Below are 20,434 nucleotides of genomic sequence, written 5' to 3'. Positions count from 1 at the left end.
ACGCGGAGGCCTCCATGAGCGATCGTATTTTCGCCGGGATCTGGCTGCTGCTCTGTATCGCCGGGCTGTTTATCGCCTGGCAGATCCAGAGTGAATACAGCTACGAGCCGGTCGGCCCACGCCCGTTTCCTCTGGGGATCATTGGCCTGATGGCGCTGTGCGCGCTGGCGCTACTGCTGCGCCATCCGGATGTGGTGGACTGGCCACGCCGTCACGTGCTGCAAAAGCTGTTGACGATGGTCATCATCCTGTTGATGTACGCCTGGGGCTTTGAATGGCTGGGCTTTCCCGTCGCCACCGCGATCCTGACGCTGGTCATTGGCCTGCTGTTCGGCGCCACGTTACCTGCAGCGGGGATCTCCGGCGTGATCCTCGGTGTGGCCCTCTGGTACGCCTTCGACCGCCTGCTCGACGTCACCTTACCGCTCGGCGCCTGGCTGAGTTAACGGAGAAACGATGGATACCTGGATATATCTTTCTCAGGGTTTCGCGGTGGCGATGACCCCGGAAAATCTGCTGATCGCGCTGATTGGCTGCTTTGTCGGCACCATTGTCGGATTGCTGCCCGGACTTGGGCCAATCAACGGCGTGGCGATTTTGCTGCCGCTGGCCTTTGCCCTGCACCTGCCCGCCGAGTCGGCGCTGATCCTGCTGGCGACCGTGTACATCGGCTGTGAATATGGCGGGCGCATCTCGTCGATTTTACTCAACGTACCCGGCGATGCGGCGGCGATCATGACCGCCCTTGACGGTTACCCGATGGCGCAACAGGGGCGCGGCGGCGTCGCGCTGTCGATTTCCGCGGTCAGCTCATTCTTTGGCTCGTTGATCGCCATCGGCGGGATCATCCTGTTCGCGCCGCTGTTAGCGCAATGGTCCCTGGCGTTTGGTCCGGCGGAATATTTCGCGCTGATGGTGTTTGCCATCGCCTGCCTCGGCAGCATGATGGCACAAAACCCGCTGAAATCGTTTCTCGCCGCGTTGATCGGACTGGGTCTTGCTACCGTCGGCGTGGACGCTAATACCGGGGTGTATCGCTTTACCTTTGACAGCGTTCACCTTTCCGACGGCGTTCAGTTTATTGTCGTGGTGATCGGCCTGTTCTCAGTGTCTGAAATCCTGTTGATGCTGGAGCACACCAGCAGCGGACAAACGCTGGTCCGTAAAACCGGACGGATGATGTTTAATCTGAAAGAAGGCGTTCAGTGTGCCGGCACGACGCTGCGCTCGTCGGTGATAGGTTTCTTTGTCGGCGTGCTGCCCGGCGCGGGCGCGACGATTGCCAGCGCCATCACCTACATGACCGAGAAGAAAATCAGCGGCAACAGCGACAGCTTCGGCAAAGGCGATATTCGCGGGGTGGCGGCGCCGGAAGCGGCAAACAACGCGTCGGCCTGTGGCTCGTTTATCCCGATGTTAACGCTGGGGGTTCCCGGTTCCGGCACTACCGCGGTGATGATGGGCGCGCTAACGTTGTACAACATCACACCCGGCCCGGCGATGTTTACTGAACAACCGGACATCGTCTGGGGGCTGATCGCCGCGCTACTGATCGCCAACGTGATGCTGCTGGTCATGAATATCCCGCTGATCGGCCTGTTTACTCGCATGCTAACCATTCCGCTGTGGTTTCTGGTCCCGGCGATCGCCGCTGTTTCAGCGGTTGGCGTGTACGCGGTCCACAGCACCACCTTCGATCTGGTGCTGATGGTGGCGCTTGGGGTGCTGGGCTATATTTTGCGCAAGATGCATTTCCCGATGTCACCGCTGATCTTAGGCTTCGTCCTCGGCGAAATGCTCGAACAGAACCTGCGCCGCGCGCTGTCCATCAGCAACGGCAATATGGCTATTCTGTGGGAAAGCGGCGTGACCAAAACCCTGCTGGTGATGGCGGTGGCAGTGATTATTGTCCCTCCCGTGTTACGCATCATCCGTAAACGCCAGGCAAAGCCGCAGATTGAAGTTGGCTAATCCTGCGGCGCGGCAACTGCCTCGATCCGTTCTTCAAGATAACCGAAGAACGGATTCGAGGTGACGCGCATCAGTGTGTCTGCTCCCACCAGCAGCGTGCCAGTCTCACCACGCAACGCAATCGTCCCCATACTCAGCCCATAGCGGTTTATCTGCTCCGGTTTCAGGCCATACAGGGAGTCGGTCACGGGAAATGGCACCGCTACGTGCGACAGGGAATACATCTCCTGCGGCCAGACTTCATGCAAAGGCTGAATCTTTTCTTCCTGATTCCCGGCTGCCGTGTCGCGCGCCACAACCGCCAGCGTGTCTGCCGCGGCGTTAGCGATGACCGTGGCGCGGTAAGCGCGCGGCGCTGGCGGCAACAGCGTGGCGGCAGCGGTGTAAGAAGACGTTCGCAACAGCGGGCGCAGACTGGCAGCCTGGTTGATATCGAACAGCACCAGTTCGCTGCCGTTTGCCGGAAGATAACGATACAGCGAGTCCACTACCGCGTGGGTGCTGACGGTGGAGTCCATCACTGACTGAAAGGTCAGCACCGGCGGCAATGCCGTTAAACGGCGGCGCTTCGCGTCGTCGACGAGCTGCGTTTGCAGCGCGCGGGTCAGCAGATACGACTGGCGCGCGGCATTAACCGGAAACGAATTGTATTTGAAAGGATTATATTCAGGCGTCACGTTGAGCCACGCCGCTTTGGCAAACGCCGGAAACCATGCCGGAAGACCGGCCAGTCCGGCAAAACGGGCGAAAGCGGTGACGCCAATCATCGGCGACAGCAGCACTATCTGGCTGGGACGCCGCAAAGACGCGTCCTCGAGGCTGTCGAGCGTGTATTTCATTGCCAGCGCACCGCCGTTGGAGTAACCCACCAGATGCAACGGCAGGTCACGACCCCCAAGCCGCGTCGCTTCCCGTATCGCCAGCCGCGTCGCTGCCAGCCAGTCCTGCCATGCCACGTCAGTCAGCGCTCCGGGGGCGGTGCCGTGTCCGGGCAAACGCGGTACGACGACGATATACCCCCACTGCCGGTAGCGCTGCGCCACGTGCTTCAGGCTGTACGGCGAGTCGGTTAAACCATGCAACATGACCACCGCGCCACGCGGCGCCCCCTGCGGCAGCAGGACGAATGAACGATTTCCGTTCGGCGTAAACTGCTGAGGATAAACCCGGCTTCCGGCCCAGTAGCGGTTGATCGGCGTTTGCTGTTCGGCGCCGAGCTTGTCGCTGATCTCGACTTTCATCGCGTCGAATAAGCGCGCCTCGTGCGCCTGATATTGCGCGAAGGTGGCGCTCTCCAGCGCCTTCGCGGACATTTCCTCGCCATGCCAGGTATGCCAGAGCTGAAGGTCGGGACCGCGTTCGGTCTGATAAACCCGCACGCCGAGAAAGAGAATCAGTACCGCCAGCAACGTCAGGGAGACGTGCTTAATCAGCGCGATCAGTCCGGCGCTTACCCATTTCAGCCGACGAAAGCCGTGTTTAATCATGACGTTAATCCCGTTGTGCTGCGTACCTGACGCGCGATAAACGGCGTTAGTTTAGGCTAACTCACGGATTCCTCAATCTTTTCTTCCACACTCTGTCCTGTCGTCGGCGTCAATCAGAAACCCGAAATGTTAAATATTTGTAGCTTAAGATCACAAAAAACACACATTAGCGATTATTTTGTGCGCGTTTATTAAAAATGTAGATATTTTTAATTTATGGCTACGAAATGAGCATCACCCTGACTCCCCGACGACTCACAGAGAGGAATGTTTCCGATGAACGCACTGACCGCCGTAAAACCGACTCCTGAAGACACCGATCAACGCTATAGCGGGTTCACCCTGACGCCTTCAGCCCAGTCTTCTCGACTGCTGGAGCTGACTTTTTCCGCCCCAACCACAAACGCGTTCCTCACGCAGGTAGCGCAGTGGCCGGTGCAGGCGCTGGAGTATAAATCCTTCCTGCGCTTTAAGGTCGCGAAGATCCTCGACGATCTGTGCGGCAATCAGTTGCAACCGCTGCTGCTGAAAACATTGCTGGATCGCGCCGAAGGGGCGTTACTGATCAATGCTGAAGGGATCGATAACGTTAGTCAGGCCGACGACATGGTCAAGCTGGCGACGGCAGTGGCGCATCTCATCGGGCGCTCGAATTTCGATGCGATGAGCGGCCAGTACTATGCGCGCTTTGTGGTCAAAAACGTGGACAACTCTGACAGCTATCTGCGCCAGCCGCACCGGGTGATGGAGCTGCACAACGACGGGACTTACGTTGAGGAGATCACCGATTTTGTGCTGATGATGAAAATCGACGAGCAGAATATGACCGGCGGCAACTCGCTGCTGCTGCATCTCGACGACTGGGAGCATCTGGAAGAATACTTCCGCCATCCGCTGGCGCGTCGCCCAATGCGCTTTGCCGCGCCGCCGAGCAAAAACGTCAGTAAGGACGTGTTCCATCCGGTGTTTGACGTGGACCCGCAGGGTCGCCCGGTGATGCGCTACATTGACCAGTTCGTCCAGCCGAAAGATTTTGAGGAAGGCGTCTGGCTGAGCGACCTTTCTGATGCGCTGGAAACCAGCAAAAATATTCTTTCCGTCCCGGTTCCGGTGGGCAAGTTCCTGCTGATCAATAACCTGTTCTGGCTACACGGGCGCGACCGTTTTACCCCGCACCCGGATCTGCGCCGTGAGTTAATGCGCCAGCGCGGCTATTTCGCGTATTCCGCCCACCGTTACCAGACGCATCACTAAGTGGGAAGGAAGAGCGGATGTATGATTTTGTGATTATCGGCGGCGGCATTATCGGCATGTCGACCGCCATGCAGTTGATTGACGTTTACCCCGACGCCCGCATTGCGCTGCTGGAAAAAGAGTCCGGCCCGGCCAGCCACCAAACGGGCCATAACAGCGGCGTGATCCATGCTGGCGTTTACTACACGCCAGGCAGTCTGAAGGCGCAGTTTTGCTTTGCCGGAAACCGCGCCACCAAAGCCTTTTGCGATCAAAATGGCATCCGTTACAACACTTGCGGAAAAATGCTGGTCGCGACCTCGGAACGGGAAATGGAACGGATGCGCGCGCTGTGGGATCGCACCGCCGCCAACGGTCTGGAACGCGAATGGCTGAACGCCGATGCGCTTCGCGAGCGTGAACCCAACATCACCGGCCTGGGCGGCATTTTCGTGCCGTCGAGCGGGATCGTCAGCTATCGCGACGTCGCGGCGGCAATGGCGAAAATTTTCCAGGCCAGAGGCGGCGAGGTGATCTATCACGCGGAGGTCAGCGCCCTGAACGAGCATGCGGCAGGGGTGGTGGTGCGAACGCGGCAGGGTAAAGAGTATCACGCCGCCACGCTGATAAGCTGCGCGGGGCTGATGGCTGATCGGCTGGTGAAAATGCTGGGCGTCGATCCGGGTTTTATCATTTGCCCGTTCCGTGGCGAATATTTTCGCCTGGCGCCAGAGCATAATCAGATCGTCAATCATCTCATCTACCCGATCCCCGATCCGGCGATGCCGTTTCTGGGCGTTCATCTTACCCGCATGATCGACGGCAGCGTCACCGTTGGGCCAAACGCGGTGCTGGCCTTTAAACGTGAAGGCTATCGCAAGCGCGACTTTTCGCTGGCCGATACGCTGGAGATCTTCGGCTCCGCCGGCGTTCGCCGCGTGCTGCAAAAAAACCTTCGTTCCGGGCTTGGCGAAATGAAAAATTCGCTATGCAAAAGCGGCTATTTGCGGCTGGTGCAGAAATATTGTCCGAGCCTGACCCTCGCCGATCTGCACCCGTGGCCTGCGGGCGTCAGGGCGCAGGCGGTATCGCCGGACGGCAAGCTGATCGACGATTTTCTGTTTGTGACCACACCGCGTTCTGTTCACACCTGCAACGCGCCTTCGCCGGCAGCGACGTCGGCCATGCCTATCGGCGCGCACATCGTCAGCAAAGTGCAAACCCTGCTGGCCAGCCAAAGCAACCCCGGGCGCACACTGCGTGCGGCGCGCAGCGTGGACACCTTACACGCCGCCTTTACCCGTTAACCATTTTTACGACAGGAAGCCCCTATGCAACTTAATGATTCTGGTTTGTTCCGCCAGCAGGCATTTATCGACGGTCGCTGGCGCGACGCCAGCAGCGGCGAAGTGATTAGCGTTGTCAATCCCGCAAACGGCCAGACGCTGGGTAGCGTGCCAAAGATGGGCGCAGCGGAAACCCGCGAGGCCATTGACGCCGCAAACCGTGCCCTGCCCGCCTGGCGCGCGCTCACCGCCAAAGAGCGGGCGACATTTTTGCGTCGCTGGTTCAATTTGATGCTGGAGCACCAGGACGATCTCGCCCGTCTGATGACCCTGGAACAGGGAAAACCGCTGGCGGAGGCCAAAGGGGAAATCAGCTATGCGGCATCGTTTATTGAATGGTTTGCCGAAGAGGGCAAGCGGATCTACGGCGACACGATTCCGGGACATCAGGCCGACAAACGTCTGATTGTCATCAAGCAGCCGATTGGCGTGACGGCCGCGATCACCCCGTGGAATTTTCCTTCGGCAATGATCACCCGAAAAGCCGGTCCGGCGCTGGCGGCAGGCTGCACAATGGTGCTGAAGCCCGCCAGCCAGACTCCCTTTTCCGCGCTGGCGCTGGCCGAGCTGGCGAACCGTGCGGGGATTCCAGCGGGCGTGTTCAGCGTGGTGACCGGGTCGGCAAGCGCGGTAGGCAACGAACTCACCGGCAATCCACTGGTGCGCAAACTGTCGTTTACCGGCTCGACGGAAATTGGTCGACAGCTCATGCAGCAGTGCGCCAGAGACATTAAGAAAGTGTCGCTGGAGTTGGGCGGCAATGCGCCGTTTATCGTTTTTGACGATGCCGATCTCGATAAAGCCGTCGAAGGCGCGCTGGCGTCGAAGTTTCGTAACGCCGGACAAACCTGTGTCTGCGCCAACCGTCTGTACGTGCAGGAGGGGGTATATGAACGCTTTGCAGAAAAATTGCATCAGGCGGTGCAAACCTTGCGCCTCGGTGACGGCCTGGATCCGGAGGTGACCACCGGGCCGCTGATTGACGACAAAGCGGTCGGTAAAGTCCAGGAGCACATTGCCGACGCGCTGGCGAAAGGGGCGCGGGTGCTCACCGGCGGCGAGGCGCACGCGCTGGGGGGCAATTTCTTCCAGCCCACGATTCTGGTGGACGTACCGGCCAGCGCGAAGGTCGCTAAAGAAGAGACGTTCGGTCCGCTGGCGCCGCTGTTCCGCTTTCGCGACGAAGCCGACGTCATCCGCCAGGCGAATGACACCGAATTTGGCCTTGCCGCTTACTTCTACGCTCGCGATTTAAGCCGCGTTTTTCGCGTCGGTGAAGCGCTGGAATACGGCATTGTGGGAATTAACACCGGCATTATCTCCAACGAAGTCGCGCCGTTTGGCGGGATCAAAGCTTCCGGTCTTGGCCGTGAAGGATCGAAATATGGCATCGAAGATTACTTAGAAATCAAATATATGTGCATCGGTCTGTCATGATCTTTTTTGTCCGGAACGGGCATCGTTGAAAGCCGGATGCCCAGTCTGTATCAGCAACGCGCCATCCGGCAAGCGGGCAACATAACAATAACGGGGTAAAAGTATGGGGCAACTGTCGCAATCACATGATTTAGGGGGCGGGCTGAAATCACGCCACGTCACCATGCTGTCTATCGCCGGGGTTATTGGCGCCAGTCTGTTTGTCGGCTCCAGCGTCGCCATCGCCCAGGCCGGTCCTGCGGTGCTACTGGCCTATCTGTTTGCCGGGCTGCTGGTGGTGATGATAATGCGAATGCTGGCGGAAATGGCCGTCGCCACGCCGGACACGGGGTCCTTTTCCACCTATGCCGACAAGGCCATCGGACGTTGGGCAGGCTACACCATCGGCTGGCTGTACTGGTGGTTCTGGGTGCTGGTTATTCCGCTTGAAGCCAATATTGCGGCGATCATTCTTCATTCGTGGATACCGGGGATCCCCATCTGGCTGTTCTCGCTGGTCATCACGCTGGCATTAACCGGCAGTAATTTGCTGAGCGTCAAAAACTACGGTGAGTTTGAGTTCTGGCTGGCGCTGTGCAAAGTGATTGCCATTCTGGCCTTTATCGCGCTGGGCGCGGCGGCGATAAGCGGCTTTTATCCCTGGGCCGAGGTTGACGGCATTTCGCGCCTGTGGGATCACGGCGGCTTTATGCCCAACGGTTTTGGCGCGGTGCTGAGCGCAATGCTGATCACCATGTTTTCCTTTATGGGGGCGGAAATCGTGACCATTGCCGCCGCCGAATCGGACACGCCGGATAAGCACATCGTTCGCGCCACTAACTCGGTGATCTGGCGAATCTCACTCTTTTATCTCTGCTCTATCTTTGTGGTCGTGGCGCTGATCCCGTGGAATACGCCAGGGTTGAAGGAGACGGGATCGTATCGCTCGGTGCTGGAGTTACTGAATATTCCGCACGCCAAACTGATTATGGACGCAGTGATCCTGCTGTCGGTGACCAGCTGTCTGAACTCCGCGCTGTATACCGCTTCCCGTATGCTCTATTCCCTGAGCCGCCGCGGCGATGCACCGGCGATAATGGGGAAAACCAACCGCAGCAAAACGCCTTACGTGGCGGTGCTGCTGTCGACCGGCGCAGCGTTTCTGACGGTGATTGTGAATTATTACGCGCCCGCGAAAGTGTTTAAATTTCTGATCGACAGTTCCGGCGCCATCGCCCTGCTGGTTTATCTGGTGATCGCCGTGTCGCAACTGCGGATGCGTAAAATCCTGCTGGCGGAAGGCGGCGAACTCACCCTTAAAATGTGGCTGTATCCGTGGCTCACCTGGCTGGTGATCGGTTTTATCTGCTTTGTGCTGGTGGTGATGCTGTTTCGGCCCGCGCAGCAGCTGGAGGTGATTTCCACCTGTCTGTTAGGTATCGGTATCGTTTGTACCGTACCGATTATGTCGCGCTGGAAAAAGCTGGTATTGTGGCATAAGTCACCCATGCACCCTACCCGGTAGCGCTGATCCCTGCGCAGACCGGGCGTTCTGTTCAGGAGTAAGACCATGACCGCCATTTCGCATCCGACGGCCATTGATGGATACCGCTGGCTCAAGAATGACATTATTCGCGGTGTGTACCAGCCGGATGAAAAGCTGCGCATGAGCTTACTCACGTCACGTTATGCGCTGGGCGTCGGCCCGCTCAGAGAGGCGCTGTCTCAACTGGTGGCTGAGCGGCTGGTTACGGTGGTGAATCAGAAAGGCTATCGGGTCGCGTCGATGTCCGAGCAGGAACTGCTCGATATCTTCGACGCCCGCGCCAATATGGAGGCGATGCTGGTCGGGCTGGCCATTGCGCGTGGCGATGATGAATGGGAAGCAGAGATCCTGGCGCGGGCGCATATGCTGAGCAAACTGGAAGCCAGCCACGCCAGCGAACAACTGCTTGACGAGTGGGATTTACGTCATCAGGCGTTTCATACCGCCATTGTTGCCGGATGCGGTTCGCGCTATCTGTTGCAAATGCGCGAGCGGCTGTTCGATCTGGCAGCACGGTATCGCTTTATCTGGCTGCGCACCACGGTACTGTCGGTAGAGATGCTTGAGGATAAACACGAGCAACATCAGGCGTTGACAGAGGCGATTCTGGCGCGCGATGCCGGGCGCGCCAGTGAATTAATGCGCCAGCATATGCTGACGCCTATTCCCGTTATTCAGCAAGCCATGTCCGGCAAGCTGCGAATGGAAAAGCCGTGACTGCTTTTATTCTTCCGGAATACGCAGAACCTGTCCGGGATAAATTTTATCCGGGCTGCTCAGCATCGGCTTATTCGCTTCGAAGATTTTATTATACAGATTAGCGTTACCATATACCTGTTTAGAAATAGCGCTTAAGGTGTCGCCGGATTTCACCGTATAGAACTGACTTTCCGCAGCGGGCGCGGCGGTTTTCACCTGATCTTCTACGCTACCAATACCGGAAATATTCCCGACCGCAATCAGGATTTTTTCTTTCGCTTCCTGACTCAGGCCGTCGCCGGTTACCGTCGCTTTACCGTCGGCAATTTGCACATTCACTTTATCGGCATCCGGAATACCGGTTTTGTTCAGGTGATCCTGTACTTTTTTCGCTAAATCGTCTTTATCGTGATTACCGGTTACGGCATCCCAAAGTTTCTCGCCAGCGTCTTTTACAAAGTTGAAAAGTCCCATATTCACCTCGATTGTTTGCAATAAACACACCCGAAGTGTAGCAGAAAGTTTCGCTTAAAATTCCGAAAGCCATTAAGAAACGAAGCCCGGCTGGCAGAATGCCCCGGGCGGGTAACAGGTTAAGAAAGACCTTAGCTACGGGTTTGCACCCAGAAGGCGTGGATCAGACCCGGGATATAGCCCAGCAGGGTCAGCACAATATTCAGAATAAAGGCCCAGCCAAACCCCTTACCTAACAGAACGCCAAGCGGCGGTAAAATAATGGTAAATACAATTCTCCAGAAACCCATACACACTCCATACATGCAAATTAATCTTTGTTTAAAAAGAGATTTTATCTCTAAGCATAGTAATTTTACGCCAACCCGCCAGTTTCGCCTTTCGCTTTTACCCTCTTTTACGCTCTTTACACTGGCGCTCTTTTTACCATTACTTTAGAATTTACTTAACTTAGCAAAAACTAAATTAACCATGAACGATCTTGAACAGCTTCAGGCCAGCGCTGAACAGGCGGCGGCCCTGCTTAAAGCAATGAGCAACCCTAAACGTTTGCTGATCCTGTGCATGCTCTGCGGTTCACCTGGCACCAGCGCGGGCGAGCTGGCGCGCATCACAGGGCTTAGCGCGTCAGCCACCTCTCAGCATCTGACGCGAATGCGCGATGAAGGGCTTATCGACAGTCAGCGCGACGCCCAGCGTATTCTCTATTCCATTAAGAACACGGCGGTGAATGCACTCATTGCCACACTAAAAAACCTTTATTGTCCATAAGGAGTGAACATGGCTATCGGGACACTTACCGCGCGTGAAGCGCAGGCGCGTATCGCCGCAGGCGCAAAACTGATTGACGTTCGCGACGCCGATGAGTATCTGCGTGAACACATACCGCAGGCGGCGCTCGCCCCGTTGCCCACGCTGGAGCAACACGGTTTACCCGCGCAGCTGCGAAGCGAGCAGATTATCTTTCACTGCCAGTCGGGCAAGCGCACGCAAAACAACGCGGCAAGGCTGGAAGCTGTCGCCGCGCCGGCAGAAGCCTGGCTGCTTGAGGGGGGGATCGAGGGCTGGAAAAACGCCGGATTACCCACAGTGGAAGATAAATCGCAGCCGTTGCCTTTGATGCGTCAGGTGCAGATCGCCGCAGGCGGGCTGACACTGGCAGGCGTGGTGCTGGGCTATACCCTGAGCAGCGGCTTTTTTCTGCTGAGCGGCTTTGTCGGCGCGGGATTAGTCTTTGCCGGATTAACCGGCTTTTGCGGCATGGCGCGCCTGCTTGATAAAATGCCGTGGAATCGTCGCGCTCACGCGCCTGAGTGAAATAAGCGGTGAGCATTGTCTCACCGCCGTTGTGATTAGATCAGGAAATCGTCGAGGGATTTTCCTTCCGCCAGCGCTTTGGCGATCGGTTTCGGCGTACGCCCCTGGCCGGTCCAGGTTTTGCTTTCGCCATTTACATCGGTAAAGCGATATTTCGCCGGGCGCGGTTGACGTTTTTTAGTCACGCGCACGTTCGCTTTTTCACCGGCAAATAACTCCTCCGGGTTAATTCCCTCGGCTTTCAGCAGTTCCAGCCACGTCTTAATTTTCTCCTGCTGTTCCTGACGTTCACGCTGTAACTGTTCTTCTTCTTCGCGTCTTTCTTTAGTGACCACCCTGAATTTCTCGAGCATTTCTTCAAGGACGTCAATGGAGAATTCGCGGGCCATTGCGCGTAATGTGCGAATATTATTTAAGTTATGTAACATCACATTCATAATAATTAAAACCTTATAACGCTAAAACATATGTATTACGCCGGGTAGTGTATTCGATCATAAAATCATTTTCCAGAGGTAATAATACCACGGGTATTATTCCGTTCTCATTCTCTGGCGTGCCCATCACCCTATTCTTTAATGCTTTCTGAATTATATTCAGACTAATTTTTAGCGCGCCGTATGCGCTAGCGGAATATGCTCAGGCGCTACCTTTGTCAAATTTTCGCTTATAACAAACTTTGCCGTCAGGCATTTTATAATAACCCACTGATTTTTAATGATTTCCACTCTATGAACAACGAAAACTCCACGCAACGCGCTAAACGCGCCGCCGCAGAGTATTTTATCGACAAAAAGCCATAAAATAAAAAGATTTCTCTAGTTGATAGTTACAAGGCAGCCATATAATCTATCATTAAGCGAAAACACTGCCCAAAACCACTACGCAAAGCTTGTTTGCTATCGATTTTATCCTCTTTTGACAGGAGCATTAGCATGTTCTCACCGCAGTCACGCTTACGTCATGCCGTCGCTGACACGTTTGCGATGGTTGTTTATTGTTCTGTTGTGAACATGTTGATTGAGATCTTTCTTTCCGGGATGACCTTTGAACAGTCTCTGTCATCGCGACTGGTCGCTATTCCGGTTAATATTCTGATCGCCTGGCCGTACGGTATGTATCGCGATCTGTTTATGAAAGGCGCGCGCCGTTTAAGCACCGCGGGCTGGATGAAAAATCTGGCGGATGTGCTGGCGTATGTAACCTTTCAGTCGCCGGTATACGTAGCGATCCTGCTGACAGTGGGTGCAGACTGGCACCAGATTACAGCAGCGGTGAGTTCGAATATCGTGGTATCGATGATGATGGGGGCGGTGTATGGCTATTTTCTCGATTACTGCCGCCGGCTGTTTCGGGTTAGCCGTTACCAACAGATCAAAGCCTGAAGCGTGAGCGACTGGCCTTGCCAGTCGCTCAATTATTTAGCCTCGCCAAACAGCCCATTTAAATATCGCTCAAGCGCAATACGCGAACTAAAGCCGTGCGGAATACCGTAATGTTCATGGGTCTCGCCGGCTAAATAAAGCGGAAAATGCTGGTAATGATCGCAGGTTTTTATTTCCGACGCAGGTTCCGCCAGCGATGAACTGCGCTCTTTCAGGGTAGGATGAATCACCAGCGCCGTGCGTCCCATGCGCGCTTCACGATTCACATAAACATAATTTTCGCCACGTCGATAACCGTACGCTTTCTGTGTCACCACATCGACGGTAAACCCCACTTTTTCAAGTACGCGCGCCACCTCGTCAGGTCGTAAATACATATATTTTCCTCGTTATCTTTTACTGCGGGCTTACCTTACCTGATTCAGCATTAGCAACGCTTTCAGAAAAGTCCATAAACACGCGATAACGCCGTGATGCGTCTCAGAAGTTAAAAATATGAACTAAACTGAAAAGCGACATCGAAATCACTGGAGGATCATATGTTTAACAGACCGAACCGCAACGATGTAGATGAAGGCGTGCAGGATATTCATAATGACGTCAACCAGTTAGCGGATAGCCTGGAAGCCGTGCTGAAGTCATGGGGTAGCGATGCGAAGGACGAAGCGGAAGCCGCGCGGCGTAAAGCGCAGGCGCTGCTGAAAGAGACCCGCGCGCGGATGCAGGGTCGTACCCGCGTTTCGCAAGCGGCACGTGACGCCGTTGGCTGCGCCGATACCTTTGTACGTGAGAAACCGTGGTGCAGCGTCGGAACGGCGGCGGCCATTGGGATCTTTGTTGGCGCGCTGTTAAGCCTGCGTCGCTAACCGCGTGACGCTTGTCCGGCCTGCCTGCACAGTGGGCCGGATAAGATTTTCCCCCGTTGCTCTACTACCCTCCTCCCCTTTTGCCCCTTTAACATCGACGCCAGCGACCGAGCGCCTTTAACGTCAATGACCCACTGGATACCGCCATTCGACTCACTTGCGCCCATAGCAGCCCATTCCCGCTGAGCTCATCATCAGGACCACCATCAATCGGAATTTCCCATATCTTGTATGGTTGAAACTTATTTCAACTACATCTAGTATTCCCTTTATCAACTCACACTCAACCGACGCGTCACATCGCGCCGTTCTTTTCATTTTAAATGGAAATACGAATCATGCGCATTACTATTTACACTCGCAATGACTGTGTTCAGTGCCACGCCACGAAACGGGCGATGGAAAGCCGGGGCTTTAACTTTGAGATGGTAAATGTCGACCTGGAACCCGACGCTGCGGATACGCTGCGCGCACAGGGCTTTCGCCAACTGCCAGTCGTCATTGCAGGAGACATCAGTTGGTCGGGATTCCGCCCGGACATGATCAACCGCCTGCATCCGGAACCACGCGTGGCCAGCGCATGAACCCGCTCGTCTACTTCTCCAGCAGCTCCGAAAATACGCACCGTTTTATCCTGCGTCTGGGGCTGCCCGCCATTCGCATTCCGCTGAATGAACGCGAGCGTATCCGGGTAGACGAGCCGTACATTCTGGTAGTGCCCTCCTACGGGGGCGGTGGTACGGCGGGGGCGGTCCCCCGGCAGGTGATCCGCTTTTTAAACGATGAACACAACCGGGCGCTCATTCGCGGCGTCATTGCCTCGGGCAACCGCAACTTTGGTGAAGCCTACGGTCGCGCAGGCGACGTGATCGCCCAAAAATGCGCCGTTCCCTGGCTTTATCGCTTTGAGCTAATGGGTACGCCAGCCGACATTGAGAACGTCCGAAAAGGAGTAAGCGAATTTTGGCAACGACAACCGCAGAACGCGTAATGCAGGAAAAACGGGACTACCACGCGCTGAACGCGATGCTCAATCTGTACGATAAAGCAGGCCGTATTCAGTTCGAAAAAGACAGCGAGGCGGTGGATGCTTTTTTCGCCGCCCACGTTCGCCCTAACGCCGTGACGTTCAGCAGCCAGCAGGAACGACTCGACACGCTCGTTAACGAAGGCTATTACGATAGCGGCGTGTTGAGCCGCTACGATCGCCGGTTCGTGCTGGATTTGTTTGCCCACGCTCACGCCAGCGGTTTTCGCTTTCAAACCTTTCTCGGGGCGTGGAAGTTTTACACCAGCTATACGCTGAAAACCTTCGATGGCAAACGCTATCTGGAAGACTTTGAAGACCGGGTGGTGATGGTGGCGTTGACGCTCGCTCAGGGGGATGAAACGCTGGCCACGCGGCTAACCGACGAAATGCTCTCGGGGCGCTTTCAGCCCGCCACGCCGACCTTTTTAAACTGTGGAAAGCAGCAGCGTGGCGAACTGGTTTCCTGCTTCCTGCTGCGCATCGAAGACAATATGGAATCGATTGGCCGGGCGGTGAACGCCGCGCTCCAGCTATCAAAACGCGGCGGCGGCGTGGCGTTTCTGCTCTCTAACCTGCGGGAAGCGGGCGCGCCGATTAAGCGCATTGAGAATCAGTCCTCCGGGGTGATCCCGGTCATGAAGATGCTGGAAGACGCGTTTTCTTATGCCAACCAGCTCGGCGCGCGTCAGGGGGCGGGGGCAGTATATTTGCATGCGCATCACCCGGATATCCTGCGCTTTCTTGATACCAAACGCGAAAACGCCGATGAAAAAATTCGCATCAAAACGCTCTCACTCGGGGTGGTGATCCCGGACGTGACCTTTCGGCTGGCAAAAGAGAACGCGCAAATGGCGCTGTTTTCTCCTTATGACGTGGAGCGCATCTACGGCAAACCGTTCGGCGATATCGCAGTTAGCGAGCTTTACGATGAGCTGGTCGCCGACGCGCGGGTGCGCAAAACATACATTAACGCCCGCGACTTCTTCCAGACGCTTGCGGAAATTCAGTTCGAATCCGGCTATCCGTACATCATGTTTGAGGATACGGTAAACCGCGCGAACCCCATTGCTGGCCGTATTAATATGAGCAACCTGTGCTCGGAAATTTTGCAGGTTAACAGCGCTTCCACCTATGATGAAAATCTCGACTACGCGCAGGTCGGCCACGACATTTCCTGCAATCTTGGCTCGCTGAATATCGCTCATACTATGGATTCGCCAGACATCGGGCGCACCGTGGAAACGGCTATCCGCGGCCTGACAGCGGTATCCGATATGAGCCACATCCGTAGCGTGCCGTCGATAGAGGCGGGCAACGCCGCGTCACATGCGATCGGGCTTGGGCAAATGAACCTGCACGGGTATCTGGCGCGCGAAGGCATTGCCTACGGCTCACCGGAAGGGCTGGATTTCACCAATATTTACTTCTACACCATCACCTGGCATGCGCTAAACACCTCGATGCTGCTGGCGCGAGAGCGCGGTCAGACCTTTGCCGGATTCTCACAATCGCGTTACGCCAGCGGTGAATATTTCACCCAGTATTTGCAGGGCAACTGGCAGCCGAAAACAGAGAAAGTTCGCGCGCTGTTCGCCCGCAGCGGCATTACCCTGCCGACGCGCGAAATGTGGCAACAATTGTGCGACGACGTGATGCGCTACGGCATTTACAACCAGAATTTACAGGCGGTGCCGCCCACCGGCTCGATTTCGTACATTAATCATGCGACTTCCAGCATTCATCCGATTGTCTCGAAGGTGGAGATCCGCAAAGAGGGCAAGACCGGGCGCGTTTACTACCCTGCCCCGTTTATGACCAATGAAAACCTGGCGATGTATCAGGATGCGTATGAGATCGGCCCGGAAAAAATCATCGACACCTATGCCGAAGCGACGCGCCATGTGGATCAGGGGCTGTCGCTGACCCTGTTTTTCCCGGACACTGCGACCACTCGCGACATTAACAAAGCGCAGATTTACGCCTGGCGAAAAGGCATTAAGTCGCTGTATTACATCCGGCTGCGCCAACTGGCGCTGGAAGGCACTGAAATTGAAGGCTGCGTCTCGTGCGCACTGTAAGGAGAGCGGAATGACATTAACACGCGTGAGCGCCATTAACTGGAACAAGATTCAGGATGACAAAGATCTGGAGGTGTGGAATCGCCTGACCAGCAACTTCTGGTTGCCGGAAAAGGTGCCGCTGTCGAACGATATTCCGGCATGGCAAAGTTTAAGCCCGGCGGAGCAACAGCTCACTATCCGCGTCTTTACCGGGCTGACGCTGCTCGACACCATTCAGAATATCGCTGGCGCGCCGTCGCTGATGGCCGATTCCCTCACTCCACACGAGGAGGCGGTGCTGTCGAACATCAGCTTTATGGAAGCCGTGCATGCCCGCTCCTACAGCTCAATCTTCTCGACGCTCTGTCAGACGAAAGATGTCGATGCCGCCTACGCGTGGAGTGAAGAAAACGCGCCGCTCCAGCGCAAAGCGCAGATTATTCTGGCGCATTACGCCCACGGCGAACCGCTGAAAAAGAAGATTGCCAGTGTTTTTCTTGAGTCTTTTCTGTTCTATTCCGGCTTCTGGCTGCCAATGTATTTCTCCAGCCGCGGCAAACTGACCAACACCGCCGATCTGATCCGCCTCATCATCCGCGACGAAGCGGTGCATGGCTATTACATTGGCTATAAATACCAGAAAGGGCTGGAGAAACTGCCGGAACCGACGCGTGAAGAACTGAAGAACTTCGCGCTGGATTTACTGATGGATCTGTACGACAACGAAGTCCGCTATACCGAAGAACTGTATGCCGACACCGGCTGGGCGGAGGACGTGAAAGCGTTTCTCTGCTACAACGCCAATAAGGCGCTGATGAACCTCGGCTATGACGCGCTGTTTCCGGCAGAGATGGCGGAGGTTAACCCGGCGATTCTCGCGGCGCTGTCGCCAAACGCGGATGAAAACCATGACTTTTTCTCCGGTTCAGGCTCATCCTACGTTATGGGCAAAGCCGTCGAAACCGAAGATGAAGACTGGAATTTTTAACGCAAATTATCTTAAAAATAGCCCGACAGTTTTCGGGTAAATATTTTTACGGATCGCGTTTTTATCACACAAATATCGTTGAGTGAACTACACTCATTCACTGATGCCTTATTCGCCTGAATGCTTCCTCATCCAGGCGAATTTTGCCTGTCCGTGTCCACAAATATCATTTTTTTACACTTGCGATCAGCCCTTATATCACGGGGAATTCCGGCAAATTCCCCCTGGGGCTATTTCACCAATTCACACATTCAGGGTTGTCTCAGATTCTCAGTATGTTAGGGTAGAAAAAAGTGACTATTTCTATCGGGTAACATATCGACATAAATAAATAACGGGAATCTTTCTATTGCATGGCAATTAAATTAGAAGTTAAGAATCTATACAAGGTATTTGGAGAGCATCCGCAACGCGCCTTCAAGTATATTGAAAAAGGACTTTCGAAAGAGCAAATTCTGGAAAAAACAGGGCTATCGCTTGGCGTAAAAGACGCCAGTCTGGCCATTGAAGAAGGCGAGATATTTGTCATCATGGGATTATCCGGTTCGGGTAAATCCACAATGGTACGCCTTCTCAATCGCCTGATTGAACCCACCCGCGGACAGGTACTGATCGACGGCGTGGATATTGCAAAAATATCCGAAGCTGAACTTCGCGAGGTGCGCAGAAAAAAGATTGCGATGGTCTTCCAGTCATTTGCGCTGATGCCGCATATGACCGTGCTGGATAATACGGCTTTCGGCATGGAATTAGCAGGCGTCTCCGCCGAGGAACGCCGGGAAAAAGCGCTGGACGCCTTACGCCAGGTCGGTCTGGAGAATTACGCGCACGCCTGGCCGGACGAACTTTCCGGCGGCATGCGTCAGCGTGTTGGTCTGGCCCGCGCCTTAGCCATTAACCCTGACATTTTATTAATGGACGAGGCCTTCTCCGCCCTCGACCCGTTAATTCGTACCGAAATGCAGGATGAACTGGTAAAACTGCAGGCAAAGCATCAGCGCACAATTGTGTTTATTTCCCACGATCTCGACGAAGCGATGCGCATTGGCGACCGTATCGCCATTATGCAAAATGGCGAAGTGGTCCAGGTCGGTACGCCGGACGAAATTCTCAATAATCCGGCCAATGATTATGTGCGCACATTCTTCCGTGGCGTTGATATTAGCCAGGTGTTTAGCGCGAAAGATATTGCCCGTCGCAGTCCGGTGGGGCTGATTCGTAAAACGCCAGGTTTCGGCCCGCGTTCGGCACTGAAATTATTGCAGGATGAAGACCGGGAATTTGGCTACGTAATTGAGCGCGGAAATAAATATGTGGGCGTGGTTTCCATCGACTCATTAAAAGCCGCATTAAGCCAGACTCAGGGGATCGAAGGCGCGTTAATTGACGAACCGCTGGCCGTTGATGCGCAAACTCCGCTTAGCGAGTTGCTCTCTCATGTTGGACAGGCGCCGTGCGCGGTGCCGGTTGTCGATGAAGAACAACAGTATGTCGGCATCATTTCAAAACGCATGCTGCTACAGGCTTTAGATCGCGAGGGGGCAAATAATGGCTGATCAATCGAATCCGTGGGATACCGCACCGGCGGCCGATAGCGCCGCTCAGTCCGCCGACGCGTGGGGCTCGGCGGCCAGCACGCCGACCGACGGCGGTGGCGCAGACTGGCTGACCAGCGCGCCCGCACCGGCGCCAGAGCATTTTTCTATTCTGGATCCGTTCCATAAAACCCTGATCCCGCTCGACAGCTGGGTCACACACGGGATCGACTGGGTCGTAACCCATTTCCGTCCCGTTTTTCAGGGCATACGTGTCCCGGTGGATTACATTCTTAACGGCTTTCAGCAACTATTGCTGGGTATGCCTGCGCCGGTAGCGATTGTTATTTTCGCCCTGCTCGCCTGGCAGATCTCCGGCGTTGGGATGGGCGTGGCGACGCTGATCTCGCTGATCGCGATCGGCGCGATCGGCGCCTGGTCGCAGGCGATGATTACCCTGGCGTTGGTACTGACCGCCCTGCTGTTCTGCGTGGCGATTGGCCTGCCGATGGGGATCTGGCTGGCGCGCAGTCCGCGCGCGGCGAAGATTGTCCGGCCACTGCTCGACGCCATGCAGACCACGCCGGCGTTCGTGTACCTGGTGCCGATTGTGATGCTGTTCGGTATCGGCAACGTGCCAGGCGTGGTAGTGACCATTATCTTTGCGCTGCCGCCTATTGTCCGTCTGACCATTCTTGGGATCAACCAGGTGCCGGCGGACCTGATCGAGGCATCACGTTCGTTCGGCGCCAGCCCGCGGCAGATGCTGTTTAAGGTTCAGTTACCGCTGGCGATGCCGACCATTATGGCTGGCGTCAACCAGACGCTGATGCTGGCGCTGTCGATGGTGGTTATCGCCTCGATGATTGCCGTCGGCGGTCTGGGTCAGATGGTGCTGCGCGGTATTGGCCGTCTCGATATGGGGCTGGCGACCGTCGGCGGGGTGGGGATTGTGATCCTCGCCATTATTCTTGACCGCCTGACTCAGGCCGTCGGTCGCGATTCCCGCAGTCGCGGCAACCGTCGCTGGTATACCACCGGCCCTGTCGGGTTACTTACCCGCCCATTTACAAAATAAGGA

Annotated in this window: 22 protein-coding genes; 17 read left to right on the top strand and 5 right to left on the bottom strand. The window is 55.6% G+C overall.

Annotated features, from left to right (window positions below; all coding sequences use genetic code 11):
• Positions 1–14: 14 nt before the first annotated feature.
• Positions 15–446 carry a tripartite tricarboxylate transporter TctB family protein gene (locus JY391_RS05225; protein WP_042288459.1) on the top strand — a complete coding sequence of 144 codons (432 nt, stop codon included), beginning with the start codon at positions 15–17 and terminating at the stop codon, positions 444–446.
• Between the two features lie 10 nt (positions 447–456).
• Entirely contained in the window at positions 457–1,971 is a 1,515-nt protein-coding gene (locus tag JY391_RS05220; RefSeq protein WP_042288462.1) for a tripartite tricarboxylate transporter permease, read from the top strand.
• Here the strand turns inward: JY391_RS05220 and JY391_RS05215 are convergent.
• Entirely contained in the window at positions 1,968–3,455 is a 1,488-nt protein-coding gene (locus JY391_RS05215) for an alpha/beta hydrolase (protein ID WP_229264104.1), read from the bottom strand. The genes JY391_RS05220 and JY391_RS05215 overlap by 4 nt on opposite strands.
• Before the next feature lie 279 nt (positions 3,456–3,734).
• Here JY391_RS05215 and glaH point away from each other — a divergent pair, with 279 nt between their 5' ends.
• From glaH to csiR, 5 genes are all read left to right on the top strand, one after another.
• Positions 3,735–4,712 carry a glutarate dioxygenase GlaH gene (gene glaH, locus JY391_RS05210; protein ID WP_199957104.1) on the top strand — a complete coding sequence of 326 codons (978 nt, stop codon included), beginning with the start codon at positions 3,735–3,737 and terminating at the stop codon, positions 4,710–4,712.
• Positions 4,713–4,729: 17 nt separating this feature from the next.
• Positions 4,730–5,998, top strand: coding sequence for an L-2-hydroxyglutarate dehydrogenase (gene lhgD / locus JY391_RS05205; RefSeq protein WP_181822650.1), 1,269 nt, complete (start codon positions 4,730–4,732; stop codon positions 5,996–5,998).
• Between the two features lie 24 nt (positions 5,999–6,022).
• A complete protein-coding gene (gene gabD, locus JY391_RS05200; RefSeq protein WP_199957105.1) occupies positions 6,023–7,474 on the top strand; it encodes an NADP-dependent succinate-semialdehyde dehydrogenase in 1,452 nt (483 codons plus the stop codon).
• A 103-nt stretch (positions 7,475–7,577) separates the two neighbouring features.
• Positions 7,578–8,978, top strand: a complete 1,401-nt coding sequence (gabP, locus tag JY391_RS05195; protein WP_211935328.1) for a GABA permease — start codon at positions 7,578–7,580, stop codon at positions 8,976–8,978.
• A gap of 45 nt (positions 8,979–9,023) precedes the next feature.
• Complete coding sequence (gene csiR / locus JY391_RS05190; RefSeq protein ID WP_042288480.1) at positions 9,024–9,716, top strand: DNA-binding transcriptional regulator CsiR; 693 nt, start codon at positions 9,024–9,026, stop codon at positions 9,714–9,716.
• Between the two features lie 6 nt (positions 9,717–9,722).
• Here the strand turns inward: csiR and lysM are convergent, their stop codons facing one another.
• Both lysM and JY391_RS05180 read right to left on the bottom strand, forming a co-directional pair.
• Positions 9,723–10,172: a peptidoglycan-binding protein LysM gene (gene lysM, locus JY391_RS05185; protein ID WP_042288484.1), complete on the bottom strand. Its 450-nt coding sequence runs from the start codon at positions 10,170–10,172 to the stop codon at positions 9,723–9,725.
• A gap of 131 nt (positions 10,173–10,303) precedes the next feature.
• On the bottom strand, positions 10,304–10,462 hold the full coding sequence (locus JY391_RS05180; RefSeq protein WP_042288486.1) for a YqaE/Pmp3 family membrane protein: 159 nt from the start codon (positions 10,460–10,462) through the stop codon (positions 10,304–10,306).
• 181 nt (positions 10,463–10,643) lie between these two features.
• On the opposite strand from JY391_RS05180, the gene JY391_RS05175 reads away from it, so the two are divergent.
• Both JY391_RS05175 and JY391_RS05170 read left to right on the top strand, forming a co-directional pair.
• Positions 10,644–10,943, top strand: coding sequence for an ArsR/SmtB family transcription factor (locus JY391_RS05175; RefSeq protein ID WP_200035391.1), 300 nt, complete (start codon positions 10,644–10,646; stop codon positions 10,941–10,943).
• Between the two features lie 9 nt (positions 10,944–10,952).
• Positions 10,953–11,489 (top strand): rhodanese family protein, encoded by a 537-nt coding sequence (locus JY391_RS05170; RefSeq protein WP_181822647.1) that lies wholly within the window; start codon positions 10,953–10,955, stop codon positions 11,487–11,489.
• Between the two features lie 35 nt (positions 11,490–11,524).
• On the opposite strand, the gene stpA is transcribed toward JY391_RS05170, so the two are convergent.
• Complete coding sequence (gene stpA / locus JY391_RS05165) at positions 11,525–11,926, bottom strand: DNA-binding protein StpA (protein WP_042288495.1); 402 nt, start codon at positions 11,924–11,926, stop codon at positions 11,525–11,527.
• 498 nt (positions 11,927–12,424) lie between these two features.
• Between stpA and alaE the strand changes: the two genes are divergently transcribed.
• Positions 12,425–12,874, top strand: a complete 450-nt coding sequence (gene alaE, locus JY391_RS05160) for an L-alanine exporter AlaE (RefSeq protein WP_042288498.1) — start codon at positions 12,425–12,427, stop codon at positions 12,872–12,874.
• A gap of 32 nt (positions 12,875–12,906) precedes the next feature.
• On the opposite strand, the gene JY391_RS05155 is transcribed toward alaE, so the two are convergent.
• Positions 12,907–13,251 carry a DUF2002 family protein gene (locus JY391_RS05155; RefSeq protein WP_042288502.1) on the bottom strand — a complete coding sequence of 115 codons (345 nt, stop codon included), beginning with the start codon at positions 13,249–13,251 and terminating at the stop codon, positions 12,907–12,909.
• A 162-nt stretch (positions 13,252–13,413) separates the two neighbouring features.
• Here JY391_RS05155 and JY391_RS05150 point away from each other — a divergent pair, with 162 nt between their 5' ends.
• From JY391_RS05150 to proW, 7 genes are all read left to right on the top strand, one after another.
• The gene (locus JY391_RS05150) at positions 13,414–13,740 is read left to right on the top strand and encodes an ElaB/YgaM/YqjD family protein (RefSeq protein WP_042288505.1); all 327 of its coding nucleotides are present in this window, start codon (positions 13,414–13,416) and stop codon (positions 13,738–13,740) included.
• Between the two features lie 338 nt (positions 13,741–14,078).
• Positions 14,079–14,324, top strand: a complete 246-nt coding sequence (gene nrdH, locus JY391_RS05145) for a glutaredoxin-like protein NrdH (protein WP_205612258.1) — start codon at positions 14,079–14,081, stop codon at positions 14,322–14,324.
• On the top strand, positions 14,321–14,731 hold the full coding sequence (nrdI, locus tag JY391_RS05140; protein ID WP_042288511.1) for a class Ib ribonucleoside-diphosphate reductase assembly flavoprotein NrdI: 411 nt from the start codon (positions 14,321–14,323) through the stop codon (positions 14,729–14,731). Before nrdH ends, nrdI begins: the two co-directional genes overlap by 4 nt.
• Positions 14,704–16,848: a class 1b ribonucleoside-diphosphate reductase subunit alpha gene (gene nrdE / locus JY391_RS05135; protein ID WP_211935327.1), complete on the top strand. Its 2,145-nt coding sequence runs from the start codon at positions 14,704–14,706 to the stop codon at positions 16,846–16,848. The genes nrdI and nrdE overlap by 28 nt, the downstream gene beginning before the upstream one ends.
• A 10-nt stretch (positions 16,849–16,858) precedes the next feature.
• The gene (nrdF, locus tag JY391_RS05130) at positions 16,859–17,818 is read left to right on the top strand and encodes a class 1b ribonucleoside-diphosphate reductase subunit beta (protein ID WP_042288515.1); all 960 of its coding nucleotides are present in this window, start codon (positions 16,859–16,861) and stop codon (positions 17,816–17,818) included.
• Positions 17,819–18,171: 353 nt separating this feature from the next.
• A complete protein-coding gene (proV, locus tag JY391_RS05125) occupies positions 18,172–19,374 on the top strand; it encodes a glycine betaine/L-proline ABC transporter ATP-binding protein ProV (protein ID WP_211935326.1) in 1,203 nt (400 codons plus the stop codon).
• The gene (gene proW / locus JY391_RS05120) at positions 19,367–20,431 is read left to right on the top strand and encodes a glycine betaine/L-proline ABC transporter permease ProW (RefSeq protein WP_042288519.1); all 1,065 of its coding nucleotides are present in this window, start codon (positions 19,367–19,369) and stop codon (positions 20,429–20,431) included. The genes proV and proW overlap by 8 nt, the downstream gene beginning before the upstream one ends.
• The last annotated feature ends 3 nt before the right edge of the window (positions 20,432–20,434 follow it).

Origin of the sequence: Citrobacter sedlakii (genome assembly GCF_018128425.1) — a bacterium.
GTDB classification, from domain to species: domain Bacteria; phylum Pseudomonadota; class Gammaproteobacteria; order Enterobacterales; family Enterobacteriaceae; genus Citrobacter_A; species Citrobacter_A sedlakii.
The sequence above is the reverse complement of the archived record's forward strand: the minus strand, read 5'-3'. Positions and strand labels throughout refer to the sequence as shown.